25 protein-coding genes are annotated in these 23,488 nt (G+C 36.1%); 11 read left to right on the top strand and 14 right to left on the bottom strand.

Annotated features, from left to right (window positions below):
• Positions 1–119: 119 nt before the first annotated feature.
• Both JML65_RS03440 and JML65_RS03445 read left to right on the top strand, forming a co-directional pair.
• A complete protein-coding gene (locus JML65_RS03440; RefSeq protein ID WP_202269923.1) occupies positions 120–797 on the top strand; it encodes a YceI family protein in 678 nt (225 codons plus the stop codon).
• A gap of 107 nt (positions 798–904) precedes the next feature.
• Positions 905–1,159, top strand: coding sequence for a DUF1294 domain-containing protein (locus JML65_RS03445; RefSeq protein ID WP_047485828.1), 255 nt, complete (start codon positions 905–907; stop codon positions 1,157–1,159).
• Positions 1,160–1,170: 11 nt separating this feature from the next.
• On the opposite strand, the gene JML65_RS03450 is transcribed toward JML65_RS03445, so the two are convergent.
• Positions 1,171–2,502 carry a hypothetical protein gene (locus tag JML65_RS03450; RefSeq protein ID WP_202269924.1) on the bottom strand — a complete coding sequence of 444 codons (1,332 nt, stop codon included), beginning with the start codon at positions 2,500–2,502 and terminating at the stop codon, positions 1,171–1,173.
• Between the two features lie 211 nt (positions 2,503–2,713).
• Here JML65_RS03450 and typA point away from each other — a divergent pair, with 211 nt between their 5' ends.
• The 5 genes from typA to ychF all read left to right on the top strand — a co-directional run bounded on the left by typA (position 2,714) and on the right by ychF (position 10,090).
• On the top strand, positions 2,714–4,519 hold the full coding sequence (gene typA / locus JML65_RS03455) for a translational GTPase TypA (protein WP_047485823.1): 1,806 nt from the start codon (positions 2,714–2,716) through the stop codon (positions 4,517–4,519).
• Positions 4,520–4,796: 277 nt separating this feature from the next.
• Positions 4,797–6,161: an MFS transporter gene (locus tag JML65_RS03460; protein WP_202269925.1), complete on the top strand. Its 1,365-nt coding sequence runs from the start codon at positions 4,797–4,799 to the stop codon at positions 6,159–6,161.
• A 166-nt stretch (positions 6,162–6,327) separates the two neighbouring features.
• Positions 6,328–7,941, top strand: a complete 1,614-nt coding sequence (locus JML65_RS03465) for a glycoside hydrolase family 10 protein (protein ID WP_202269926.1) — start codon at positions 6,328–6,330, stop codon at positions 7,939–7,941.
• 324 nt (positions 7,942–8,265) lie between these two features.
• Positions 8,266–8,817 carry a ferritin gene (locus JML65_RS03470; RefSeq protein WP_115920159.1) on the top strand — a complete coding sequence of 184 codons (552 nt, stop codon included), beginning with the start codon at positions 8,266–8,268 and terminating at the stop codon, positions 8,815–8,817.
• Positions 8,818–8,998: 181 nt separating this feature from the next.
• Positions 8,999–10,090 carry a redox-regulated ATPase YchF gene (gene ychF, locus JML65_RS03475; RefSeq protein ID WP_047485815.1) on the top strand — a complete coding sequence of 364 codons (1,092 nt, stop codon included), beginning with the start codon at positions 8,999–9,001 and terminating at the stop codon, positions 10,088–10,090.
• Positions 10,091–10,248: 158 nt separating this feature from the next.
• Here ychF and JML65_RS03480 read toward each other — a convergent pair whose 3' ends face one another.
• From JML65_RS03480 to JML65_RS03490, 3 genes are all read right to left on the bottom strand, one after another.
• On the bottom strand, positions 10,249–10,413 hold the full coding sequence (locus tag JML65_RS03480; protein WP_167449386.1) for a hypothetical protein: 165 nt from the start codon (positions 10,411–10,413) through the stop codon (positions 10,249–10,251).
• A 54-nt stretch (positions 10,414–10,467) separates the two neighbouring features.
• Positions 10,468–10,638 (bottom strand): bacteriocin, encoded by a 171-nt coding sequence (locus JML65_RS03485; protein WP_115920161.1) that lies wholly within the window; start codon positions 10,636–10,638, stop codon positions 10,468–10,470.
• A gap of 184 nt (positions 10,639–10,822) precedes the next feature.
• Positions 10,823–11,026, bottom strand: coding sequence for a hypothetical protein (locus JML65_RS03490; protein WP_115920163.1), 204 nt, complete (start codon positions 11,024–11,026; stop codon positions 10,823–10,825).
• A 147-nt stretch (positions 11,027–11,173) separates the two neighbouring features.
• Here JML65_RS03490 and JML65_RS24055 point away from each other — a divergent pair, with 147 nt between their 5' ends.
• From JML65_RS24055 to JML65_RS03505, 3 genes are all read left to right on the top strand, one after another.
• Complete coding sequence (locus JML65_RS24055; RefSeq protein ID WP_317194019.1) at positions 11,174–11,380, top strand: helix-turn-helix transcriptional regulator; 207 nt, start codon at positions 11,174–11,176, stop codon at positions 11,378–11,380.
• Between the two features lie 205 nt (positions 11,381–11,585).
• Positions 11,586–12,524, top strand: coding sequence for a helix-turn-helix domain-containing protein (locus JML65_RS03500; protein WP_202269927.1), 939 nt, complete (start codon positions 11,586–11,588; stop codon positions 12,522–12,524).
• Positions 12,525–12,613: 89 nt separating this feature from the next.
• Positions 12,614–13,378, top strand: a complete 765-nt coding sequence (locus tag JML65_RS03505) for an SDR family NAD(P)-dependent oxidoreductase (protein ID WP_047485804.1) — start codon at positions 12,614–12,616, stop codon at positions 13,376–13,378.
• A gap of 300 nt (positions 13,379–13,678) precedes the next feature.
• On the opposite strand, the gene JML65_RS03510 is transcribed toward JML65_RS03505, so the two are convergent.
• Entirely contained in the window at positions 13,679–13,876 is a 198-nt protein-coding gene (locus JML65_RS03510; RefSeq protein ID WP_047485801.1) for a bacteriocin, read from the bottom strand.
• Positions 13,877–14,071: 195 nt separating this feature from the next.
• Complete coding sequence (locus tag JML65_RS03515) at positions 14,072–15,220, bottom strand: methionine aminotransferase (protein ID WP_202269928.1); 1,149 nt, start codon at positions 15,218–15,220, stop codon at positions 14,072–14,074.
• 277 nt (positions 15,221–15,497) lie between these two features.
• On the opposite strand from JML65_RS03515, the gene JML65_RS03520 reads away from it, so the two are divergent.
• A complete protein-coding gene (locus JML65_RS03520) occupies positions 15,498–16,034 on the top strand; it encodes a DUF2867 domain-containing protein (RefSeq protein ID WP_202269929.1) in 537 nt (178 codons plus the stop codon).
• A gap of 14 nt (positions 16,035–16,048) precedes the next feature.
• On the opposite strand, the gene gwsS is transcribed toward JML65_RS03520, so the two are convergent.
• From gwsS to JML65_RS03560, 8 genes are all read right to left on the bottom strand, one after another.
• A complete protein-coding gene (gene gwsS / locus JML65_RS03525) occupies positions 16,049–17,140 on the bottom strand; it encodes a grasp-with-spasm system SPASM domain peptide maturase (protein WP_202269930.1) in 1,092 nt (363 codons plus the stop codon).
• Positions 17,141–17,142: 2 nt separating this feature from the next.
• Positions 17,143–17,361, bottom strand: a complete 219-nt coding sequence (locus JML65_RS03530) for a hypothetical protein (protein WP_084087549.1) — start codon at positions 17,359–17,361, stop codon at positions 17,143–17,145.
• Positions 17,358–18,386 carry a grasp-with-spasm system ATP-grasp peptide maturase gene (gene gwsG, locus JML65_RS03535; RefSeq protein ID WP_202269931.1) on the bottom strand — a complete coding sequence of 343 codons (1,029 nt, stop codon included), beginning with the start codon at positions 18,384–18,386 and terminating at the stop codon, positions 17,358–17,360. Before gwsG ends, JML65_RS03530 begins: the two co-directional genes overlap by 4 nt.
• A 101-nt stretch (positions 18,387–18,487) precedes the next feature.
• A complete protein-coding gene (locus tag JML65_RS03540; RefSeq protein ID WP_156126011.1) occupies positions 18,488–18,691 on the bottom strand; it encodes a hypothetical protein in 204 nt (67 codons plus the stop codon).
• 64 nt (positions 18,692–18,755) lie between these two features.
• Positions 18,756–18,980 (bottom strand): hypothetical protein, encoded by a 225-nt coding sequence (locus JML65_RS03545; RefSeq protein ID WP_047485790.1) that lies wholly within the window; start codon positions 18,978–18,980, stop codon positions 18,756–18,758.
• 119 nt (positions 18,981–19,099) lie between these two features.
• A complete protein-coding gene (locus JML65_RS03550; RefSeq protein ID WP_047485788.1) occupies positions 19,100–19,336 on the bottom strand; it encodes a hypothetical protein in 237 nt (78 codons plus the stop codon).
• A 447-nt stretch (positions 19,337–19,783) separates the two neighbouring features.
• A complete protein-coding gene (locus JML65_RS03555; RefSeq protein WP_084087543.1) occupies positions 19,784–20,515 on the bottom strand; it encodes a LytR/AlgR family response regulator transcription factor in 732 nt (243 codons plus the stop codon).
• Positions 20,505–23,363 carry a histidine kinase gene (locus JML65_RS03560; protein WP_202269932.1) on the bottom strand — a complete coding sequence of 953 codons (2,859 nt, stop codon included), beginning with the start codon at positions 23,361–23,363 and terminating at the stop codon, positions 20,505–20,507. The genes JML65_RS03555 and JML65_RS03560 overlap by 11 nt, the downstream gene beginning before the upstream one ends.
• Positions 23,364–23,488 lie beyond the last annotated feature (125 nt).

A 23,488-nucleotide genomic window follows, 5' to 3' on the forward strand; every position in this document is an offset into this window, starting at 1 on the left:
ATCGCCTGTTGCACAATAAAAACCAAAATTTTTCATTTCTTGATGTATGTTAAGGTCACAGAAATAAAGTTTCTTTACTTTTGGAATCTTAAAATACAAACTTTTTTAAACAATTCAATATGAAAAAAATTAGCGTAATTGCATTAGTAGGAGTAGGATTGCTTGTAGCATCATGTAATAAAGAAAAATCAGCAGATACTGCAGCTACAGCTCAGGAGCAGACCGTTGCAGAAAGCAAAGGAGAAGTATTGGCGGTAGATGCTGCAACTTCTGTAGTAAACTGGAAAGCATATCACAAAGGAGGTATGGCACCTCGTTGGGGAACACTTAGCGTAAAATCAGGAGATATCAGTGTTGATGGAGGTCAGGTTTCTGCAGGAAACTTTGTGATCGATATGAACTCTATCAAAGTGGATCCTGCTTCAGTAACAGAGAAGGATAAAAAACCGGCAGATCTTGAAGCGCACTTGAAAAACCCTGATTTCTTTGATGCGGCGAAAAACCCAACTTCAGAATTCAAAATTACAAGTGTTGCAGATTTAAAAGAGGCACCAAAAGATGCTGTGGCTGGAGCAAATAAAACAGTAAGCGGAAACCTTACTTTGTCAGGAAAAACAATGAATGTGACTTTCCCTGCTAAAGTAGATGTAGTAGATAATTCAGCTTCTATCCAGGCTAAATTTACAGTAAATAGAGCTGATTGGGGAATCAAATTCGGTACTTCAGAAGCAGATCCGGCAGAATGGATGATCAGCAAAGACATCGAAATTGCTATTGATGTAAAAGCTAAAAAATAATTGTTGAACAAACAATGAATTATAGAAGAGCTGCTTTACCCAAAGCAGCTCTTTTTTGTGTAATATGGATAGGAGAGGGCATTGAATAAATTAATACATTTGCCCCAATGATTTATATACTATCTGTCATCAATATATTGAGCTTTTTTATTTTTGGACTCGATAAAAAACGTGCTATTCAACAGAAAAGAAGAATACCGGAAAATACACTGTTAGGAATTTCGCTTTTAGGCGGTATCATAGGATCAGCCTCGGGAATGATCATATTTAATCATAAAACCTCTAAAAAATCATTCCTCATGAAATTTATTCTGGTGGTTCTCATTGATCTTGTATTACTTTACAGATTTATAAGACATTGATAAGTTTGTTGTTATGATAATGGTTGATTTGCAGCCTTCTGATAACAGACCGTTCCCAGGTTGTCATTGGTTACAAAGTTACCCATGATATTCGGAGTGATTTCAGATAAACATTTATTGTGGATGATGGTTGTTTTTAACCCGGTATCTGCTTTGATATCATATGCTTTAAAGTTCCTGAGAGAATTTCCTCTTACTTCATCATAAAAAGATCCTTCTCCAATAATGTTGATACCAATAGAGGTGGTATCGTTTTCAGCATGCTCATAGATGAAAAGATCGTTATCTACAATTTTGTTTCCACGGGTCAATGCAGAAAGCTGGGCATTATTGGCCAAAAATATTCCGTATCCCGGCTGTGAAAGAGCGATGTAATTGCTGTTGATATTCCAGTTGTTGCAGCCTTCCGCTATCGTTATCCCCGTATGTCTGCAAAAATCAATTATACTGTGGTTAACATTAATCTGGGATGCCTTTTCGGCATAGATTCCTTCGTAGACATTGCAGATGTTTGTATGGGTAATTCTCCACCCTTCTTTTGGGAAACTTCCTTCAAACCAGATGCCTCTGCTGCCTGGGATATCATAATGATGATTAATCATAATTGATGTATTGCCGGAGATTTCATTGTGGGCAGAGAGCCCTTTAACATGAATTCCCACTTTACAGTTTTCGGTTTTTAGGGTTTGAATTTGAGAGGAGCACATATGGTTGACTTCTAATGCGGTGTGATATCCTCTGATCGTAAGGTCTCTTAAAATAATGTCATTGATATGATTTTCCACGATGCCATTCACTTTAATTCCGGTGAAGGTATTGGGAGATGTAGTATGCCATATGATGTTATAAATTCCAAACCCTTCAAGAACTACTCCTGATGTATTGAGAATAATACCGTCATTGTTGTTGGTGATCAGAAACGGAGGAAAACTGATATTGCTTTTCACAGAAGAACCTTTTATTTTAATAGCCTTATTGATCTGTAGCGGACTGCGGAGCATATATCTTTTATTGTCCAGACGTAAGACCTGTCCTGTTTCCATTTCGTCGATTAACTGCTGGATCTCAGGGGAATCATCTGTATTGCCGTCTCCATATACTTCCGCAATTTTTATAGAAATATCCTGGGTGACAATTCTTTTATAATATACGATAGACTCATCATTGTTGATTTTGGTACGGTAAAGATAACGGCCATTGGCCGGCACCGGTTTAGCCTGTTTTCTGAAATTAACAAGTTCTCCGCTGTATTGATCAATCAGTGTTACAATTTCTTTGTCTAAATTAGGGTCCTGAGAATCAATGAATTCATTAATGGTCAGGACATGTAAATTATTTGTCATTTTTTGTTTTTTTTAAAGAGATGAGTTTTTGAATGCAGTTTTATGGAAACAAAGGTAAAATTGACCAGCGTCAGAACTTGACGCAACATATTTTTTAAGTGATTATAAATGGGAATTATCTAAATTTCTCATTATGAAATTGTTAAATATTGCATAAACTTTTTAATTAATTCATTTTAAATCACTATTTTTGCACCCGTAAAAATCCTATATGCAAAACATTAGAAATATTGCGATTATCGCACACGTTGACCACGGGAAGACGACTTTGGTTGACAAAATCATTCACGCTACCAATATTTTCAGAGAAAATCAGGAGAGTGGAGAATTAATTATGGATAACAATGATCTTGAAAGAGAAAGAGGGATCACGATCTTATCCAAGAATATTTCTGTTACTTATAAAGACACAAAAATTAACGTAATTGATACTCCTGGTCACGCGGATTTCGGTGGAGAAGTAGAGAGAGTATTAAAAATGGCTGATGGAGTTATTTTGTTGGTGGATGCGTTCGAAGGACCGATGCCACAAACAAGATTCGTACTTCAAAAAGCATTGGAGCTAGGTTTAAGACCATTAGTTGTTATCAATAAAGTAGATAAGCCAAACTGTCGTCCGGACGAAGTTCACGATCAGGTATTTGACTTATTCTTCAACCTTGAAGCAACTGAAGAACAATTGGATTTCCCAACATTCTACGGTTCTTCTAAGCAAGGTTGGTTCAACACTTCATTAGAGCAGACTGAAGATATTTTACCATTATTAGATGGGATTTTACAATATGTTCCTGAGCCGAAAGTAACTGAAGGAACCCTTCAGATGCAGATTACTTCTCTTGATTTCTCTTCTTTCTTAGGAAGAATTGCTATCGGGAAAGTAACAAGAGGTGAGCTTAAAGAATCTCAGTGGATTGGGCTTGCTCAGGCAGACGGTAAAATTGTAAAAGGAAAAGTAAAAGAACTTTACGTTTTCGAAGGTTTAGGAAAGAAAAAAGTAACTGAAGTACAGGCAGGAGATATTTGTGCTGTAGTAGGTTTTGATGCTTTCCAGATCGGTGATTCATTCGTAGATCTTGAAAATCCTGAGCCATTGGAAAGAACGGCTATTGATGAGCCTACCTTGAACATGACGTTCTCTATCAACAATTCACCTTTCTTCGGAAAAGATGGTAAATATGTTACTTCTAATCACCTGAAAGAAAGATTAACAAAAGAATTAGAGAAAAACTTAGCATTAAGAGTTCAGCAGACTGATGATGCCAATACATTCCTTGTATTCGGTAGAGGTATTCTTCACTTGTCAGTTTTGATCGAAACAATGAGAAGAGAAGGTTACGAAATGACCATTGGTCAGCCACAGGTTATCCTTAGAGAAATTGACGGTGAGAAATGTGAGCCTTATGAATCTTTAGTTGTTGACGTTCCTGAAGAATATGCTTCAAGAGTTATCGACTTGGCAACTCAGAGAAAAGGAGATCTTCACATCATGGAAACTAAAGGAGAAATGCAGCACATGGAATTCGAAATTCCTTCAAGAGGTTTGATCGGATTGCGTTCTCAGATGTTGACAGCTACTGCTGGTGAAGCTATTATGGCACACCGTTTCACAGAATATAAGCCTTTCAAAGGTGCTATTCCTGGAAGAAACAATGGAGTATTGATCAGCAAAACTCAAGGTCCTGCTACAGAATATTCTATTGCTAAATTACAAGACAGAGGTAAGTTCTTTGTGGATCCGGGTGAGGAAATCTACGCAGGTATGATCATTGGAGAACAAAACAAACCTGGAGATCTTGTTGTAAACATTGTTGAAGCAAAACAGCTGAACAACATGAGAGCTTCAGGAAAAGATAAAGATACTGGAGTTGCTCCAAAAATCTTATTCTCTCTTGAAGAATGTATGGAATATATCCAGGGTGATGAAGCAATCGAGGTAACTCCAAACTTCATCCGTATGAGAAAGAAAATCCTTTCTGAAGAAGAAAGAAAAAGAATGGAAAGATCAGCGAAAGCTTAATCAAATTCTTATATATAAATTAAAGCCCCGATTTGTCGGGGCTTTTTTGTTTTTACAAGGGTAGAGTATGATGATATGTTTTATTTATTTTAAGCTGCTGTATTTCTTTTTCAATTATTTTACAGGTTTCAAATGATTTTTTTATTCATTTTGTATGTTTTAAATGAAATAAATAAGTTATTGATTTTAGTATAGAATTAATTGTATGTTTGTTCATAAAGCAACGAAACGTTGCGATATCATAAAAAACCTGTTATAATATAAAATGATACAATAAATGGACATAGCAAATGATACCTATAAAAATGATATTAAAACTGTTATTGTTGCATCATCCGTAGGAACATTGATTGAGTGGTACGATATGCTGCTTGCTGTAATTCTTGCAAAAGTTCTCTCCGTAAACTTATTCCCGTCGGAAGGTTCTCACTTTCTGGAGACCCTTGCCATAGTAGGATCGTCATTTATGTTTCGTCCGATAGGATCCCTTATTTTTGGAAATATAGGCGATAAAGTAGGCCGAAAATATTCCTTCCTTATTTCATTGGTTTTAATGGGAGCTTCTACGTTTCTGATTGGCTGCATTCCTAATTTTTCCAGTATTGGTTGGGCAGCTCCGGTTTTGTTACTGCTGTGCAGATTGCTGCAGGGGTTAGCGATCAGTGGCGAGTACGCCGGTGCCGTCATTTATGTGGCAGAACATGCTCCGATGGAAAAAAGAGGCTTTTACACAGGATTTATTCAGGCGACAGTTCCCGTGGGGCTGTTGGTTTGCTTAGGTGTCGTTTTTATAACAGAAAGTACAATGTCTGAAGCAGATTTTAACAGCTATGGGTGGAGAATCCCCTTTCTTTTAAGTTCTGTACTGGTCATTTTAAGCTATTTCATACGAAAAAGACTTCATGAGAGTCCTGTTTTTGCAGAGCTTAAAAAATCCGGAAAAACGAGCAAGTCACCGATTAAAGAGGCATTTACAACAAAAGGTAACGTGAAAACAATGTTGAAAGCTATTTTTGGAGGTAATGCCGCACAGAGTTCGGTGATGCAGACCAATCAGTTTGTTGTATTTTTCTTTTTGCAGAATACCGTAAAGCTTGAAAATACTACTGTTTTACTGATTACCGGAATAGCCATGTTTTTAAGTGTATATTTTTACCAGTACTTCGGCGCATTGAGTGATAAAATTGGACGTAAAAAGGTACTCATTGGAGGCTTGGTTTCCAGTCTTATTCTGATTCCGCTGTCTTTTTATCTTTTTATGAAAATCGGAAATCCTCAGGGTATTGATGAAGTACATTCAATCAGTACAGGTGCTATATTGAAGATTGTGGGGCTGAGTTTTTTGCTTTCAGTGGCTGCAGCGGCTACTTATGGCCCTTTGGGTGCCTTTATGCTGGAAATTTTTCCTACCAAAATACGATATACCAGTATGGGATTTGCCCAGAATATGGGAAACGGTTTTATTGGGGGTGCCACCGCTTTTGTAACAGAATTTCTTAAGACCAGTTTTGTTGTGAGCGCGTTTCTTTCTCCCTTTATAGGTTTGATTTACCCATTAGTTCTCGTGGTGCTGGCTATCATCGTTAATATAGCACTGATTCCGGAAACCTATAAAACTGACCTTACGAAAGAGGATGAATAAAGAGATATATGCAGTGCTGACGGTCATTCAAAGCGGAATTGTAAATTGCTGAACAGGGCAGAAATTATTTATATCATTAAAAAAGAATATTTCAAATTCGGATAATCGTCTTTATATTATTAGTTTTGCATTTTTAATATCTTAGAATCCTTCTTCCGACCAATATATGAGAATACATAAATTAAAGCTTATCGTTTTATTAGGAATTTTTGCGTCTTACACTACCTCGTGTTCTGTTCAGAACAATGTTGTAAAGACTCCTCCAACTCAAAACAGCACAACAAAACCTAACAATAATACAACGAAGCCAAAAGAACCTGTAGCGGTTACCAAGCCTCAAACAGGAATTCCAACAGAAGAAACTTTCAGAACCACTCTTCCGGAAATTAAAAGAGAATTCCGGGGAGCATGGATTGCCAGTGTTGCAAATATCAACTGGCCTTCAAGAAATAATCTGACCGTAGAGCAGCAGAAAGCAGAAGCGATCAGCATGCTCGATATGCTGAAAGATAATAATTTCAATGCAGCCATCTTCCAGATCAGACCTTCGGCAGATGCTCTTTATACCAGTAATATTGAACCATGGTCTTACTTTTTAACCGGAGAAACCGGAACCGCTCCTTATCCCAATTATGATCCGCTTCAGTTTTGGATTGAGGAAGCACATAAAAGAGGGTTAGAGCTTCATGTCTGGCTGAACCCTTACCGGGCTCACCATACGAACGGAGGTTCAGTAAACAGTTTATCAATGGCCAATAAACTTTCCGATATTGTAGTAAGATTAAAGAACGGAATGTATTGGTTTGATCCTGCTAATCCTAAAACACAGGGTCACGTTTCCAATGTTGTAAAAGATATTGTGAAAAGATATGATATAGATGCAGTTCACTTTGATGACTATTTCTATCCTTATGCCACCTACAACAGAGGGGCAGATTTTCCTGACAATGCCAGTTGGAATACTTATGTAAGCAATGGTGGAACATTATCAAGAGCAGACTGGCGAAGAGATAACGTTAATAAATTTGTAGAACGTATCTATAAAGAAATCCACGCTGAAAAAAGTTATGTAAGATTTGGAATCAGCCCGTTCGGAATCTGGAAACCGGGATATCCAACAGGAATTGTTGGATCTTCACAGTATGATGAACTGTATGCAGACGCCAAATTATGGTTAAACAAAGGGTGGGTAGACTATTTCTCACCACAGCTATACTGGCCTATAGATTCAAAAGGACAGAGCTTTGAAGCGCTGTTAAACTGGTGGCAGGGAGAAAATACCTTGAACCGTCACTTATGGCCGGGGTTAAATACAGTGGAGATCAAGGTTTCTGACCGTCCTACGGAGATTAAAAATCAAATTGAAATTTCCAGAAATATCCTGAAAAAAGATGCCGGAGAAATCCACTGGAGTATTGCCGGGCTTACAAAGAATTCGAATATGCTTCCGGTCCTTAAAAACGGACCTTACAGTGAAAAAGCATTGGTCCCTAAAACACCATGGATAAAAGCTGTCCCGTTACAGGCTCCTACATTGTTTATTACAGACATCGGAAGTTCTGCACGGGTAAACTGGAGTACAAAAAATATAGGTGAAGTTTTTCAATGGGTACTTTTTACACAGTATAACGGACAGTGGGAAACTGAAATCATAACACTGGATACCCTTTCAAAAGATATCCCTAAGTTCAAGGATGGAAAAAAATTAAATGCTGTCGCCATCAAAGCTATTGACAGACTTGGAAATGAAAGTGATTATATCGCAAAAAAAATTAAATAAATTTTTGAAATAAAAAGCGAAAAGAAGCTGAGAAATCAAGTGATGATGACATCAGTTGATATAGGGATATCTGCAAAAATCTTTGATTTTATGGTACCCTGATCATAAAATGTATACAAGTCTTAGTGCCTTTGTGCTAGCTAACAATAAGAAACCCGGTTCATTGTAGAACCGGGTTTTATTTTAGAATTACTATAAATTATTAATTTAAATCAATGAAAATCAGTTAAATATAAATTGATTTTGAATTTGTGTGTTGAAATTTAAAGCATTGTCGGAATCATTTTTGCATTATGAATCTCATAATCACCAAAATATAACATTATGAATACGAACAGACTTTCCGCAAACATGGAAAAAGCACTTAGTGACCAAATGAATAAGGAAATTCATGCATCACACGTTTTTTTATCTTATGGAATTTGGGCTGATGACAAAGGATATCAGGGGATTGCCAATTTTCTTTACAGACATGCTCAGGAAGAACGAAATCATTCAATCAAATTCATGGAATATATTCTCAACAGAGGGGGCAAGCCGAAAGTAAATGCCATTCCCGCTCCTCCGGCAGATCCGAAAACACTTACCGCATGTTTTGATGGAGTCTTTAAACATGAAGTGGATAATACAACGGCCATCTACAAAATTGTAGACCTTTCAATGGATGAAAAGGACTGGGCAACATGGAACTTTATGCAGTGGTTTGTACAGGAACAGATTGAAGAAGAAACACTGGCTCATAACTTAATTGATAAATTGAAAATTGCAGGTGGGGACAGAGCAACCGACGAATCTTTATTTACTTTAGATAAAACATTACAGGAAGCTCCGAATGACGTGCCACTGGCACAGAATGCCACGGGAGACAATCCCTAAAGCCTGATTATTAAAATAAAATGAGTTGAAAATCTGCCAGAATACCGGCAGATTTTTTTATTATGAATCTCCCTTTAAAATCACTATCTTTGCACACTCATAATTCAAGGTCCATCATTCAATAGTAAAAGTTGGAGGAATCTTGAATTACAATTGAACCTTAAACTTTGAATTTTACAATATGAAATGTGGAATCGTAGGCCTGCCGAATGTAGGTAAATCAACTCTTTTTAACTGTCTGAGCAATGCAAAAGCTCAATCAGCAAACTATCCTTTCTGTACTATTGAGCCGAACCTTGGAACGGTTTCAGTACCGGATCAGAGATTGTTTGAACTGGAGAAAATCGTAAAGCCTGAGAGAGTTTTACCAGCTGTAGTTGAAATCGTTGATATTGCAGGTCTTGTAAAAGGAGCCAGCAAAGGAGAAGGATTGGGAAACCAGTTCCTGGCCAATATCCGTGAGTGTGAAGCCATCATCCACGTTCTAAGATGTTTTGATAACGGAAACATTATTCATGTTGAAGGTTCTGTAGATCCGTTAAGAGATAAAGAAATTATTGATATCGAATTGCAGCTGAAAGACCTTGAAACAGTAGGGAAAGCAGTGGAGAAAGCTAAAAAATTCATCAAATCTGGAAAGAAAGAAGATTTATTGACGTACGAAACGCTTCAAAATCTTCAGAAATTCCTTGAAGACGGTAAAAATGCAAGAGAATTTGCAATGGATGATTTCGCAAAATCAGTGATCTCAGAAGTGCAGCTTCTAACCAACAAACCCGTATTGTACGTTTGTAATGTTGATGAAAACTCAATTAAAAACGGAAACGACTGGATTGGTAAGATTGAAGAAATGGCTAAAAATGAAGGTGCTGAAGTTGTGGTTTTAGCCGCTCAGATTGAAGCTGATATCAACGAATTGGAAACTTTCGAAGAAAGAGAGATCTTCCTTGAAGAATTAGGCCTTACAGAACCGGGAGTAAACCGTTTGATCAGAAAGGCTTATGACTTATTAAAACTTCAAACGTATTTCACAGCTGGGGTAAAAGAAGTAAGAGCATGGACTATCGGACAAGGATGGACAGCTCCTCAGGCAGCAGGAGTAATCCATACAGACTTTGAAAAAGGATTTATCCGTGCTGAAGTAATCAAGTATGAAGATTATTTGACTTATGGTTCTGAAGTAAAAATCAAAGAAGCCGGAAAACTTTCTGTAGAAGGTAAAGAATATATCGTTCAGGATGGTGACATCATGCACTTTAGATTCAACGTATAAGAGAAAAATATTAAAGTTAGTTTGTAATAAAAAAACGCTTCCATGAATTTGGGAGCGTTTTTTGCGATACCGGAAATATAAACATGGATTATTGTTTGGATTTCTTTTTTACTGATAAAAAAACGCTTCCATATGGGAAGCGTTTCATTATCATTATATTATTCAAGTTCTATAGGTCCCGGCTGGCACTGTGGCTCTGCACAGCTTAGAGAGTATCTCTTACATTGTAGGTTTGCAAGTAAGCACATTTCTTTTCCTCCGGTGATAATTCTTAGTTCTTTTTTGTTTAATTTTTTCCCGTTGTTTAATGTTTGATTTTTCATTGTCTTGATTTTATAGGTTAGTTGTTATAGGTATTTTTTTTAATAGTATTTATATTATGGTAAAAGAGGATCTGGTACATATCTGCACTGTCGCTCTGCACAGCTTGCTCCAACAATTCTGCATAAACCTGTCGTAAGATCAACACACTGTAGTAAACCTCCGGTAATCGTTCTTAGCTCTTTTTTATTTAATTTTTTGCCATTGTCTAGGTTCTTGTTTTTCATAGCATTTAATTTTAATTGGATTGAGTGAATTTATTCTTAGAAGTTGTATAAACTTCACAAAATAAAACGGTTATATATTCTTAATGACAAAGTCTTTTAAAACTTTTTTAGTTATTTTAAGTTGCCCACTTTGTATAACGTACGCAGACTTAATTTTTCTATAGTAAAAAGTTTTGGCAGCTTTTTATTCTATAAGTTGTGGTCTGCATACTTTTTGAGCACAGCCTACAGAAATCGTGGTACAGTTTCGAGGATCACCAGGTGGATAGGTTTCACATGGCCACTCAGGACATAAGACAGGCTGCATACAGTCAAGCATACCCCCTGTAATCATTTTTAACTCTTTTTTGTTTAGTTTTTTCCCGGCTTGTAAAATTTGTTTTTTCATGGGTCTGATTTTTAATGACTTAGTTTTCACGAATGTAATAAAAATAAATGAGCGTAAATCACTTTTTGTAGAGAAATCACTAATTATTTTCACGATATGCTGAAATATTAATAATTAGGTCCACATTCAATCTGCCTATTATCAGATATGCTTTTTGATTTTGGAACTCCGGGGCGGCTGGATCTTGAGGAGTTTATGCAAAAAAATGATAAGTTCAATGTCAATTTGGAACGTTTTGCATTTCTTACAGGACGCAGTTTATCAGCTTTTAAGAGAGACTTTAAAAAAATCTTCAACGAGACCCCTAACCGATGGTTAATTAAAAGAAGGCTGCAGGAAGCATTATTTCTCTGATTGAAGAAAAAAAGCAGAGACCAACAGATATTTATATTGATTTAGGCTTTGAAGATCTTTCCCATTTTTCTTTTGCATTCAAGAAAGAGTTTGGGATCTCAGCGAGTAGTTTGTCATAGTACTGAAATTATTTCCGGTCTTCTTAGTGTTTTTAACTCAAACGTTTCCATAACTTTGTATATTTGAATTTTACAAATCATCTGCTATGGAAAAGATAGCTCATACTTCACTGGAAGATTTTTATAAGGAGATGGCGGCCAAGCTGGGGAAAGACCTTGAAAGTATTTTCCCCAAAGGACTTCATAAAGACATCGGACATTTTAATGTTTTTGATATTGCCCAAACTATTGAAAGGATAAAGACCACGTCAGAAATGCCTTACAATAGAAGAAAGTATTATAAAATAAGCTTTATCAGAGGCAGAAACAGAGCTGAATATGCCGATAAAGTCATTTCCATACAGCAGAATGCTTTATTGTTTGCAACCCCTAAAGTTCCTTATCACTGGGTTCCGGAATCTCCCGAACAGTCAGGAAGTTTTTGTGTGTTTACCGAAGACTTTTTCATAAAAGATAAATCCTATAACAGTCTGGAAGACCTTCCTATCTTTCAGCCCGGAGGAGTACCTGTCTTTGAGATTGATGATGAGATGGCTGAAGAAATTGAAATTCTTTTTAAAAAAATAAAAAAGGAGATTGCTTCAGATTATATCTACAAATATGACCTGATTAGAAATTATGTACTGGAACTGATTCATTATGGGCAAAAGCTACAGCCCGCATCCAATATTTCAACTTCAAACGATGCTTCCATGAGGGTGGTTTCTTTATTTATAGAATTACTGGAAAGACAGTTCCCCATTGAATCTACAGAACAGAGATTGCAGTTGAAGACGGCAAAAGACTATGCAAGCAGACTGGCCGTTCATGTCAATTATTTAAATAAAAAGCTGAAAGAAAGCACAGGGAAAACGACTACCGAATGTATTGCGGACCGCATTATCCAGGAAGCTAAAATCCTTTTAAAACAGACTCAATGGAATGTTTCTGAGATTTCTTATGCTTTGGGCTTTGAAGAAATTGCTCACTTTTCAAACTTTTTTAAAAGGAAAACAACATTTGCCCCACTGGAATTTCGTTCATGATTTGAATTTTGCAAATTTCAGATTGATTCAAGCAAATAGTTCAAGACGAAAATACCCCAACTTTGTAACATCAAAATAATCAAAATAAAATGGACACAAAAACAAATATTGCATTGGTAACCGGAGGAAGCCGAGGCTTGGGTAAGAATTCTGCACTTAAAATTGCTCAAAAAGGATTGGACGTTATTATTACCTATAGAAGCAATAAAGAAGAAGCGGAAGCTGTAGTAGAGGAAATTAAAGCCTTGGGAAGAAAGGCGGCAGCTTTTCAGCTGGATACAAAAGATATCAAGAGCTTTGACGGATTTGTAAAGGCGGTTACGGATCATTTACAGCAAAATACTGGAAGTTCGAATATCGATTACCTGATCAATAATGCAGGGACAGCTTTATATTCACCTATTACCGAAGTTACCGAAGAGCAGTTGGATGATATTGTAGATATTCATTTCAAGGGTGTGTTTTTCTTAACCCAAAAACTGTTACCGTTTATCAATGATGGCGGGGGAATTGTAAATATTTCTTCAGGGTTGGCCAGATTTGCTACACCGGGATCATCTGTTTACGGTTCTATAAAAGCGGGCGTGGAAATGCTTACAAAGTATATGGCTAAGGAATTGGGAACCAGAAAAATAAAGGCGAATGTAGTAGCACCGGGAGCTATAGAAACTGATTTTGGAGGAGGAAGAGTAAGGGATAATAAAGATATAAACGCCGTAGTTGCAGGTGCTACAGCCTTAGGAAGAGTAGGGCTTCCTGACGATATTGGTGGAGTAGTGGCCTTTTTATGTACCGAAGATGCAGGATGGATTAATGGGCAAAGAATTGAAGCCTCAGGAGGAATGTTTTTATAAACAGTCTGAAACGATATAGAAAAAAAGAACCAACCTGATAAGGCTGGTTCTTTTTTTATGTATCTGTTGAATCTAGTTTATGGGTAAGATAGGATCAATGATTTCGATGGGATCAACGGGGGTAGGTGGCTGACACTGGGGTTCTTTGCAACCCGGTCCGTAGTATTGGCAACGTGTACCGGAAATGATACATCTTACAAGCCCTCCGGTGATCATTTTCAATTCTTTCTTATTTAATTTTTTTCCTTTGTCTAATTTTTGATTTTTCATGGTTTTGATTTTAAATGAGTGATTCGGATATTATTGTGGTCTGCATATTTTTTGCCCGCAAAAAGGGGAAATCATTGAACAGCCATTCTCATCAACATGAGATTCACACGGTTCAAGATTCGGACTGCAGATAACCTGAGCTGGCATACAGTCCAGCATACCTCCGGCAATCGTTTTCAATTCTTTTTTGTTCAGTTTTTTTCCTTTTGTTAAGATTTTCGCTTTCATAGGATGTTTATTTGTTTGATTTTCACTAAGATATATAAAATAATTGAAATATATCACATTATGTGGATAAAAGTAGATGATTATTCACTTCTAATCGTTGTTTTCAGCGTTATGAAAGAGATTGAAAAAATAAAAGAACCGACTGTAGTCAGCCGGTTCGAAGTATGGTAAATATAATGTATCAGGAAAGAATAATTACACTTTTGAAAGATTTTCAATAGCCTTTTCCAGTGTTTCCTGTTTCTTGGCAAAACATAATCTGATAACATTTTCATTGACCTTGTTTTTGTAAAAGGAAGAAAAAGGAACGCTTGCAACCTTATGTTCAACGGTTAGCTGAGTTGCGAAGTCAAAATCATTTTTATCAGAGATCTTATTGTATTTGACGGCCTGAAAGTAAGTTCCTTCACAATCCAGTAATTCAAAAGAAGTCCCGGAAAGACCTTTTCTCAGAAAATCTCTCTTTTCCTGAAAGAACTGATTAAGATGAGTATAATGTTCATCATTTTTCATGTATTCTGCCAGGGCAAGCTGAATAGGAGTGTTGACACAGAAAACATTAAACTGATGAACTTTTCGGAACTCATCGGTTAAGTTTTTGGGAGCTGCACAATAGCCTACTTTCCAGCCTGTAACATGGAAAAGTTTTCCAAATGAGGCTACCAGAAGGCTTCTTTCCTTAAGTTCAGGATACTGGCAGATGCTTAAATGCTGTTTTCCGTCAAAAACAATATTTTCATACACTTCATCGCTTAAAATAAGAATTGAAGTACCTTTTACGAGTTTGATAAGTTCCTGAATATCATTTTCTTTCAGGATTTTCCCGGAAGGATTATTAGGATTGTTAAGAATGATCATTTTGGTTTTTTCGCTGATCAGATTCTGTACAGCATTCCAGTTGATCTCATAGTCTGGAGCTTTCATCTCAAAGCGCTTTACGATACCTCCGAACAGCTCCACTGTAGGCTCATAACAATCATATGCAGGTTCAAAAATAATGACCTCATCTTCCTTTTTAATAAAAGCGGCAATAGCTGTGAAAATAGCCTGAGTACCTCCTGCAGTAATGGTTATTTCTGTATCGGGATGATAAGTTGCCTGATGGCTGTTTTCAATTTTTCTGGCAATTTCCTCCTTTAATCCAATCATTCCTCCCAATGGAGCATACTGGTTGAACCCCTTTTTTATGAAATGGTCTACATGGTTTAAGAGTTCCATATCAGGCATGAAATCAGGAAATCCCTGAGAGAGATTGATGGCTTCATTTTCATTGGCCAGCTGAGTCATCTGGCTGAAAATGGTAGTTCCCACATTGGAAAGTTTTGATAGAGGAAGTTGTATCATAAAAGCGATTTTTGCTGTATCGAATTTAATGAAATATTTAAAACAGTTTGAGGTTATCGGAAATTAAATCAAGAATTCTCTCCAAATCTAAAGAAAAACTCATATTTGATTTGATTTGCAGAAAAAACCTGATTCCATAAAAATTCAATGTACTGTCGAGGAAGATTGGTGGAGAAAAATTAAATAAACATTTGTTTAAAAAGATGCTTTTTCTCTTTTTGTTTTGATGGAAGATGCCTACATTTGTTAGACCAATAACCTATTTAAATCTATGAAAATGAAGATTAAGAAGATTGAGTTTCCACAAAAATCAGTGTTAGCTAAAGACAAAAAGGATTTTGATTATGTTGACAGCTTTGCCGGGGAGCTGATGAGCAGCCACTCAAATATTGACATCTCAGAAGTTGGAAAAGCTTTTTTTATCAGTGGCCCGAAGTGGGGAAAGAAAATGTTTGCCTTCAGGAATAAAGTAGTGGGTTTATTTGGACTAAAAACCGGAGTAGAATCTGATAAAACTCAGGCTGACGATCACTTTCAATGTGAAGTAGGAGAGCGTATGGGAATCTTTACCGTATTTGAAAAAACAGAGAATGAAATTATACTGGGCGAGGATGATAAACATCTTGGCTTTAGGGTTTCCCTGCTGTTTGATAAAACCCGGGATGATAATACTGAGAAATCACTGACCATTTCTACTACTGTAAAATTTCATAACTGGCTGGGCGTTTTGTATTTTTTACCGGTCCGTCCTTTTCACAGGCTGATTGTTCCTGTCATGCTGAAAAATGTAATCGGTAAGCTGGAAACCAGATAGGAATTTATTTTGTATCATATATTAGGTATCATTTCCTGCATCTGATAATAATGTACTGCCTTTTCTTTTAAAGGGTTACTGCTCCATTCTTCCCAGGTATTGGTATAAGGATCATACCCACATTTCAGAGGCGCTGAGTATATATTGGCAGGTTCATCCAGATAGGCCCGGCAATCGGTACATACATGACGGAATTCGCAGTCTTTACACTTTGAGATGCTGTCTTTACCGAGAGTCCAGTATTTTTTAAAATCCGGTTGGGCTACAGCATCTGCTAAAGCAGTATCCTTTATATGACCAAAACTTTTTTTCATGCTGGGACAGTTTTTAATATGACCCTTTGTATCGATACCAATTTTCCGGTTTAGACAAGTGTTGAAAGCCAAAGATTCGGTAAAGGTTGCAATATTGATGGAGAATAAACTGCTATCGATAATGCCACAATGAATTTCACTGTCAATGATTTTGTCGGTCTGTAGTATATAACCAATTCCATAATTACCTTCCTTATATATTCTTGTTACATCGGTTCCGGTTATAGTGAGGCTGCTTATTTTTTTATGCTTCTTGACAAATGATTCAATGCTTTGATAAAAAAGATCCTCATTTTTATAGGGAAGCATGATCTCCACGGATTTTATTTGTGAAGGGGCTATAACACTCATTATTCTTTCTAATTCATTCCAGGATGCTTCCTTAAAAAATCTGAACTGGATGAAGTTACAGCAGAGTGCTTCCAGTTGTTCAAGGAATGTTGTGTCGAAATAAGAAAGTTCCTGCTCTGCGTCCAGAATACAGTGAGAGATATGAGCCGGAAACAGCCACTCTTCAGACATTCTGGGGAATAATTCTATTTCTTCAGAAGAACAGTAGAATGCAAATTCGTGTTCTTCTATGAACTCCAGATACTCATGAAATATTTCTTTTTCATCATCATCGAGCTGTATTAGGATTTCAGGGACATTAATATACCTCTCCTCTGTAAATAATGATATCAGGGAATGAGGCACAGGGTAAATTTTCCTTCTCTGAAGATCGCAGATTACCGAGCGGGATGCTCCTTTTACGATGATACAGTGACTGTATAAAAGCAGCAGTTGGTCCATAATTATAGTATATGCATTTTAGAATAAGGTTTGTAAAAAGGATCAGATTCTGTCAGCTCTGCATTGTACTTACCCAGCTTTAAGGATTTCTGGAATTCAGTGTTTTTTTTATTTTCAAATACATCTATATTCCAGGTGTCTGAATTTAAAGACAGTTGGCTTTTGTTTTCTGCCATCCAATTTTGTATTTTTTCTTTTATTTTTTCTTGTTCTTCTTTCATATTTCTTCTTTTAATAGATCAAAAGCAATCTGTCGTTCAATATCATAATTACAGCATTTAGATAACCATTGAAACTGTCCTATAGGATTTACTTCCAGAAAGACATATTCTTTTTCAGGAGTAAAAATCATATCAATAGAACCGGAATTCATATCAATACTTTGCATGAATGAGGTTAATTTTACCTCTATTTCTTTGGGTAATTGATAGGGAACACACCGGTTAGGCCTTTCGTTGTCATAGTTTCTGAAATCAGTTTTTGTTTTTTCGTTGGCTTGTGAGAAAATCGCCATAGTATAAAACTTAGGCTTCAGATAAAAGATGCGGAGTTCATACTTTTTTTCGGTATACTCCTGGTACATGGAAAAATGGCTAAACTCTTTTCCATTGTTTTTTATGCTTTGACTTTGAATGTCACTTCTGGAAAGTTTGAGAACAGGTTGATGAATATATACCTCCGAACCTTCTTCATAGGTGAACTGAAATGAATTAAATTCAATATCTTTTGTAATAATTGAATCATATCTGGCAGAGAAGCTTAATAACTCATTGATATTGTTGGTCACTAATGTTTCCGGTATTTTTAATCCTACATTATGGGCCATACTGAGGTTATGTACCTTATTGGTGATATTCTCCTGAAATCTATTTATTCTTCCTCCTTTTTCGAAAGCTGAATAGACATTGTCAATCATTCTTTCATTTTCTCTTTGAAAATTATCCTGAATCCGGAAGATCATTTCTTTCAGCTTAGTGTCCTGCATGGATAATGTAAATCCCTTATTGCTTTTAAAGTTTCCTCGTCTATACCAGAATTTTTTAATATCCTTGCTGTTGATATTCCCCTGGTCGGTAGATAGCCCCACTGAAAAGCCTTCTGTATTAGATATTTTAAAACTAATACCTTGAATGTCTGTCTCATTATTGATACGGCAGATCTTTTTTTTATTTTCCATAAAAAAAATCCAGTCCAGTACATCATTAGTGGATCGGTCATTTTTATTACTTTGGATCAGGTACATCATCTATTTATTTACTTCTATGACAATCAGCTATAATTAAAATGCGGGATACGTATCGCATCCCGCAATAACTTGAATATTAATACTATTCTATCTGTTCATTGCTAATACCATACTTCATTAATAAGGTATTCTGTACATTTAAGAACAGTATCATACCGATCGGCGCATCGTACCCAGGTCTTACCTCCATCCGGGCTATAGGATCCATTGCTGGTAGATTGGATAACACCTCCTTTGAATGTGTTCATTTGGCTTGCACTCATTTCTTTGAATTTCAAAGACTTTAAACTTTCTAATTTTTTCATGATATTTTTTGATTTTGATGATACTTCTGTCTTTCCGCCATGAAGTAGTTGTTCAGCGTATTTTTTATACAGATATAACATGTTTACTACCATCGGTAGCATAGAATATTTGAGTGAGGAGTACCCCTCTGTCGTTATAAACATTGATATCGTGCGTAGAAATATCAGGAACGCCGCCGTTCATAAACGCACCGGCATTGGTACCTACATTTTGACCTCCTCTAATTTTACCCATCAGGTCATTATCTAATGCTCTGAATTTTTCTGATTTTAATTTTTCTAGTTTCATTTTATTTTAAATTTTAATGATCTCTGTCTTTTCGCCTTGAGATTATTGTTCAGCGTATAGTATATTTTTAGGTTCAGTTGTTATCCTGTATTGATATCCTTTTAAAACGAGAATGATCATTACATAAAATAGGAGACTTCCAAGCCTGTTTTTGCATCTACAAAACTTACATGTTGTAAGCCTCCACCGTTGTCATCCCAGGTTAGCGTATCAGAGCTGGCTGTTCGTATGCCTCCTCCCGGTGTTCCAATAAGAGAGCCGGATCCGGTTCTTTCAACAAGACCACCTTTAATTTCATTCATTGCCTGACTGCCTAATTTTTTAAATTTTTCTGATTGTAAACTTTCTAGTTTCATGATATTGAAATTTGGTTTTTACCCCTGTCTTCCCGCCATGGAGTAATTTTCAGCGTATTTTTAATTTCTTTGAGTTTCATTTTTGTTTTTACCCGTCGTACCTCATTGATGATGAGGTGTTATTGTATGCAACAAGATTAGATGTATTTTTAATGAAAATCAATCTTCACTTCGTAAGTGTAATTGGTTTTTCAATAAGTGTATATAAAGATGGATTAAATGAAAAATAGAGTGGGATGCCCTTAATAGGATAATACAGATACTCTGTTTTGAGTGTCTGTTGGATTAAATAAGGATGTTGTAAAATACTGAATTGATTTCAGATCGGGTATCACGTGCCTAAAGCATGCCGTAATGCCACTTGATAAGTGATGTGTTTTCCTGAGAAGTGTTGAAGAATCCTTTGAATGGCATCCTGGGAAGTAATGTAACAAAGCAGATCTGTTTTTATTCCATATGCTCTATTTTCGATAAAAAGTCAATTTTTTTACGGACAGAAACATCCAGTACAGAGCTGTCAGTCATGATTACCTGACCTCCTTTTCCTTTGATATATTCTTTAAGATGGGAAAGATTAATGAGGTGTTTATGATGGATCCTGAAAAAATTATACTCTCCCAGGAATTCTTCAAATTCGTGAAGGGTTTTGGATACAATAATTTTTGTTTTGTCTGTGAGGTAAAATGTGGTATAGCTTGAATCTGCTTCGCAACGTATGATGTCATTGATATCCGTTAATTTAAAACCTTGCAGCGTGGGAAGGCTGATTTTATTTTTCTTCGAAGAAGCTGTAGGGATTATTTTATTTTTTCTGATATTCTCTAATGTCTTATTAACGGCTATGATAAAGTCTATTTTCTTGATGGGCTTCAAAAGATAATCGGCAGCACCGTTTTTAATAGCCTGTATCGCAAAATTTTCAAATGCCGTAATGAAAATAATCTGGGAATCTATTGATTTGAATTTTGACAGCAGGTCGAAGGCTGTGCCATCTTTCAGCTGGATATCCAAAAAAAGAATGTCCGGTGAATTTTTGGAAAGGTAAATATAAGCTTCCTCTATACTTGACGCCTGAAATACAGTCTCTATTTCCGGAAATTCGTTTTCCAGCAGGAGAGCAATATAATCTCTTCCGTCTTGTTCGTCATCAATGATGCAGGCTTGTATTTTATTTTTCATGAGGTGTAATATAAAGTTTAATTTGTGTTCCTTGTTCTTGCTCCTGTCCTTGTTCGGAAAGATTTTTAATGACTAAAATGATATTAGTCTCAAAAAGTTGCCTAAATGTTTCAATTCTCTTTTGCGATAATTTTACTCCAAAGGAGCCTGATTTTATGATTGTCTGATCTTTGCTGCTTATTCCATTTCCGTTATCCTCAATGGTTATACACAGTGATGTGCCGTTATAATCAAACCGGATATCTATTTTTCCTTTTCGGTCTGTTAGTTTTGAAATGCCATGTTTTATAGCATTTTCCACAAAAGGCTGTATCAGCAGGGAAGGAATAGTCCAGTTTTCATCTACGGTTTCAGATATATGTATTGAATAATCAAATTGTTCTTTTAAACGAAGTTTCTCCATGTTCAGATACAGAGACAGGTATTCTGCTTCTTCGTGTATAGGCATGAATGTCTTTTCAGAATAATGAAGTGTTTTTCTGATCATTTGTGAGAAAACATCCAAATAATTCTCTGTTTCTGCGTAATCTTTTTTATACAGCAAAAACTGTATAGAGTTGAGGCAGTTGTAGATGAAATGGGGGTTGATCTGTGCCTTTATCGCCTGCAGTTCGAGTTCTGCAATCTTCTTTTCGTAATAAAGATTTTCCAGTTTTTTATTTCTTTTTTTCTGAAAATATAATGTGATAAGTATAAACAATGCAGTAGCTCCCAAAACAATCATCAGAAGCTTAAACCACAAGGTCTGCCAGAACTTGGGTTTGATTTCAAAATTAACATCCGAAGAAGCAAAGGACTGTTTTCCGTTATAACCCAATCCAAAAACTCTAAAAGTATAGGTTCCGGGTGGGAGAGAATTTAATATAATCCTGGGAGAATTGCTGGTTTCCCAGTTATTATTCAGTCCTTCAATTTTATATTTATAGCTTATTTTTCCTTGGGAGGCATAATCCGGGAAACTCAAATTAAATATGATGTTATTGTTGGGGTGTTCTCCTGTAAGTTTCTGTGTCACATCAAAAAATTCCTGGTTCCCAATGGTAATAGAATTGATGATCACCTTTTTATGGATGAATTTTTGTTGCGATAATAAATTCCTGACCGAAAGTATTCCTAACCCTTTTGAGGTTCCGGCAAAGAGGGTATCCCCCTTTATAATACATCCCGCCACCACATTGGAAGGTAAACCGTCGATCTGTGTGAAGTTATTGATCCTTAAACGGGAACCCTGGATCTCTATCCTGCTGAGTCCGGAATTGGTACTTGCCCAGAAAACATTTTCATTTTCCACTTCTATTTTTTTGATCTGGCTGGTCAAAAGCCCACTGCTTTGGGTTATCTTTTTCAGAATTTTACTGTTGCTGAAGAGGATAATGCCATTTAAATTGGTGGCTCCTATATATCTGTTGTGGCTTAGTTTTTTTATATCTGTAAAATAATAGCCTTCCAGAAAAAGCCTTTTCTTCTTTGTCCGGGTATTCATTTTATAGAGGTCTTTAAAACTTCCTACAAACAGGCTGTCCGTATCATAGAGCAGAGCCGTATAAATTCTTTCGTGCTGCAGTATCTGAGAATAAGTAAGAGTATTGTAGTTGTAGGCTGTCAGTCCGTCGCTTGAGCATATTAAAACAGAGCCTTTCGTGTAGGGTAACACATTCTTTGGATTGTAATCCTTTGTATTTAAAGTCTGCTTTTTTTGAGTCGCCGTATTATATTGGATGAGGCTTCTGCTCAACCCGAAAATAATGGTATTCCCCTCCGAAACTATAGCCTTATGCTCTATTTTCCTGTTTTCTTCAAAAACAATATCCTTTATTTTATGGGAACGGTATATGCCACTTTTGGCTTCATTATACCCTAAAATAATATCAATGCCGTTTTGTGCCAGGGCTGTGATATAAGCCGAATTGTTTTTTATGGGCAGATGCATATAGCTTGTAAGGAACTTTTCTGTAATAAAATAAATTCCATTATTTTTAGTGGAAAACCAGATGTTGTTATCATTATCCACAAGAATACTGTTGATAACATATTTATCCAGAAACTTGACAGGGGCAGAAAGCTTCCTTTGATCCACTAACTTTTCTTTAAAATGCAATACGCCGCCATTTTCCAGACACAGCCAAATTCCATAATTTTTATCGATGAGGATATGCTGGATATTCTCATGGGTGAAATAGGTCTGAATCTTTTTAAAATTAACCTTATTGTAGAGTTTGTAAATCTCAATTTTTCCTTTGCTTTTAAAAATGCAAAAATCATCTTTCCAGTATAATGCAGTATTCTTGTCTACTGAAATATTACAGCTTGTTTTCTTTTTTGTGAGGATATTATAAGCTTCAATATTTTTTTTTCCTGTTTTATCTGATAAATAAAGCAGATGACCGGATAGATCAAAAGAAAGGGCATTGTAAGCGCTGGGTGTTCCTGGACCGTTGATGAAGAGAGGAATGGTGCTCACCTTTCCGTTCCTGTAAATATAGATATTCTTAGGATCGGTGATAGCATGGGCATATAGTGCATCTTTATGGACATAGATACTGGGATTATGATCAAAATGCATTTTGTTGAGCTCTTTATTCGAATCTGAATTGATAATTCTGCCGTTTTTCAGATACGCAAAATCATTCAGAAAAGATAAAATGAAAATCTCTCCATTTGATAGCTGATGACAGGATAATACTTCAATGTTTTTTAATCCGTTTTTTTTATTGTACTGTTTAAATTCTTTTCCATCAAAGCGAAATAGCCCATTATCGCTTCCTATCCAGATGAAACCGTTGAGGTCCTGGCTTAATGTGTAGGTATATGAGCTATTCAGTCCTTCCTCTTCGCCATAATTTACCAATCCGGGGATTTGTGCAAAAAATATTGATGATAAAGAAAAAAAAATAGCAGTTACGAGGAAAATAAATATATTTTTCACGTGATCATGAATAATAACGTAAAGGTATGACTTGGATGATAATAATG

The organism is Chryseobacterium sp. KMC2 (genome assembly GCF_016756935.1).
Taxonomy (GTDB): Bacteria; Bacteroidota; Bacteroidia; order Flavobacteriales; family Weeksellaceae; genus Chryseobacterium; species Chryseobacterium rhizosphaerae.

Excerpts from the sequence above, each read along its gene's own strand:
- JML65_RS03440 (WP_202269923.1), top strand. The coding sequence starts at position 120 with ATGAAAAAAATTAGCGTAATTGCATTAGTAGGAGTAGGATTGCTTGTA.
- JML65_RS03445 (WP_047485828.1), top strand. The coding sequence starts at position 905 with ATGATTTATATACTATCTGTCATCAATATATTGAGCTTTTTTATTTTT.
- JML65_RS03450 (WP_202269924.1), bottom strand. The coding sequence starts at position 2,502 with ATGACAAATAATTTACATGTCCTGACCATTAATGAATTCATTGATTCT.
- typA (WP_047485823.1), top strand. The coding sequence starts at position 2,714 with ATGCAAAACATTAGAAATATTGCGATTATCGCACACGTTGACCACGGG.
- JML65_RS03460 (WP_202269925.1), top strand. The coding sequence starts at position 4,797 with ATGGACATAGCAAATGATACCTATAAAAATGATATTAAAACTGTTATT.
- JML65_RS03465 (WP_202269926.1), top strand. The coding sequence starts at position 6,328 with ATGAGAATACATAAATTAAAGCTTATCGTTTTATTAGGAATTTTTGCG.
- JML65_RS03470 (WP_115920159.1), top strand. The coding sequence starts at position 8,266 with ATGAATACGAACAGACTTTCCGCAAACATGGAAAAAGCACTTAGTGAC.
- ychF (WP_047485815.1), top strand. The coding sequence starts at position 8,999 with ATGAAATGTGGAATCGTAGGCCTGCCGAATGTAGGTAAATCAACTCTT.
- JML65_RS03480 (WP_167449386.1), bottom strand. The coding sequence starts at position 10,413 with ATGAAAAATCAAACATTAAACAACGGGAAAAAATTAAACAAAAAAGAA.
- JML65_RS03485 (WP_115920161.1), bottom strand. The coding sequence starts at position 10,638 with ATGAAAAACAAGAACCTAGACAATGGCAAAAAATTAAATAAAAAAGAG.
- JML65_RS03490 (WP_115920163.1), bottom strand. The coding sequence starts at position 11,026 with ATGAAAAAACAAATTTTACAAGCCGGGAAAAAACTAAACAAAAAAGAG.
- JML65_RS24055 (WP_317194019.1), top strand. The coding sequence starts at position 11,174 with ATGCTTTTTGATTTTGGAACTCCGGGGCGGCTGGATCTTGAGGAGTTT.
- JML65_RS03500 (WP_202269927.1), top strand. The coding sequence starts at position 11,586 with ATGGAAAAGATAGCTCATACTTCACTGGAAGATTTTTATAAGGAGATG.
- JML65_RS03505 (WP_047485804.1), top strand. The coding sequence starts at position 12,614 with ATGGACACAAAAACAAATATTGCATTGGTAACCGGAGGAAGCCGAGGC.
- JML65_RS03510 (WP_047485801.1), bottom strand. The coding sequence starts at position 13,876 with ATGAAAGCGAAAATCTTAACAAAAGGAAAAAAACTGAACAAAAAAGAA.
- JML65_RS03515 (WP_202269928.1), bottom strand. The coding sequence starts at position 15,220 with ATGATACAACTTCCTCTATCAAAACTTTCCAATGTGGGAACTACCATT.
- JML65_RS03520 (WP_202269929.1), top strand. The coding sequence starts at position 15,498 with ATGAAGATTAAGAAGATTGAGTTTCCACAAAAATCAGTGTTAGCTAAA.
- gwsS (WP_202269930.1), bottom strand. The coding sequence starts at position 17,140 with ATGGACCAACTGCTGCTTTTATACAGTCACTGTATCATCGTAAAAGGA.
- JML65_RS03530 (WP_084087549.1), bottom strand. The coding sequence starts at position 17,361 with ATGAAAGAAGAACAAGAAAAAATAAAAGAAAAAATACAAAATTGGATG.
- gwsG (WP_202269931.1), bottom strand. The coding sequence starts at position 18,386 with ATGATGTACCTGATCCAAAGTAATAAAAATGACCGATCCACTAATGAT.
- JML65_RS03540 (WP_156126011.1), bottom strand. The coding sequence starts at position 18,691 with ATGAAAAAATTAGAAAGTTTAAAGTCTTTGAAATTCAAAGAAATGAGT.
- JML65_RS03545 (WP_047485790.1), bottom strand. The coding sequence starts at position 18,980 with ATGAAACTAGAAAAATTAAAATCAGAAAAATTCAGAGCATTAGATAAT.
- JML65_RS03550 (WP_047485788.1), bottom strand. The coding sequence starts at position 19,336 with ATGAAACTAGAAAGTTTACAATCAGAAAAATTTAAAAAATTAGGCAGT.
- JML65_RS03555 (WP_084087543.1), bottom strand. The coding sequence starts at position 20,515 with ATGAAAAATAAAATACAAGCCTGCATCATTGATGACGAACAAGACGGA.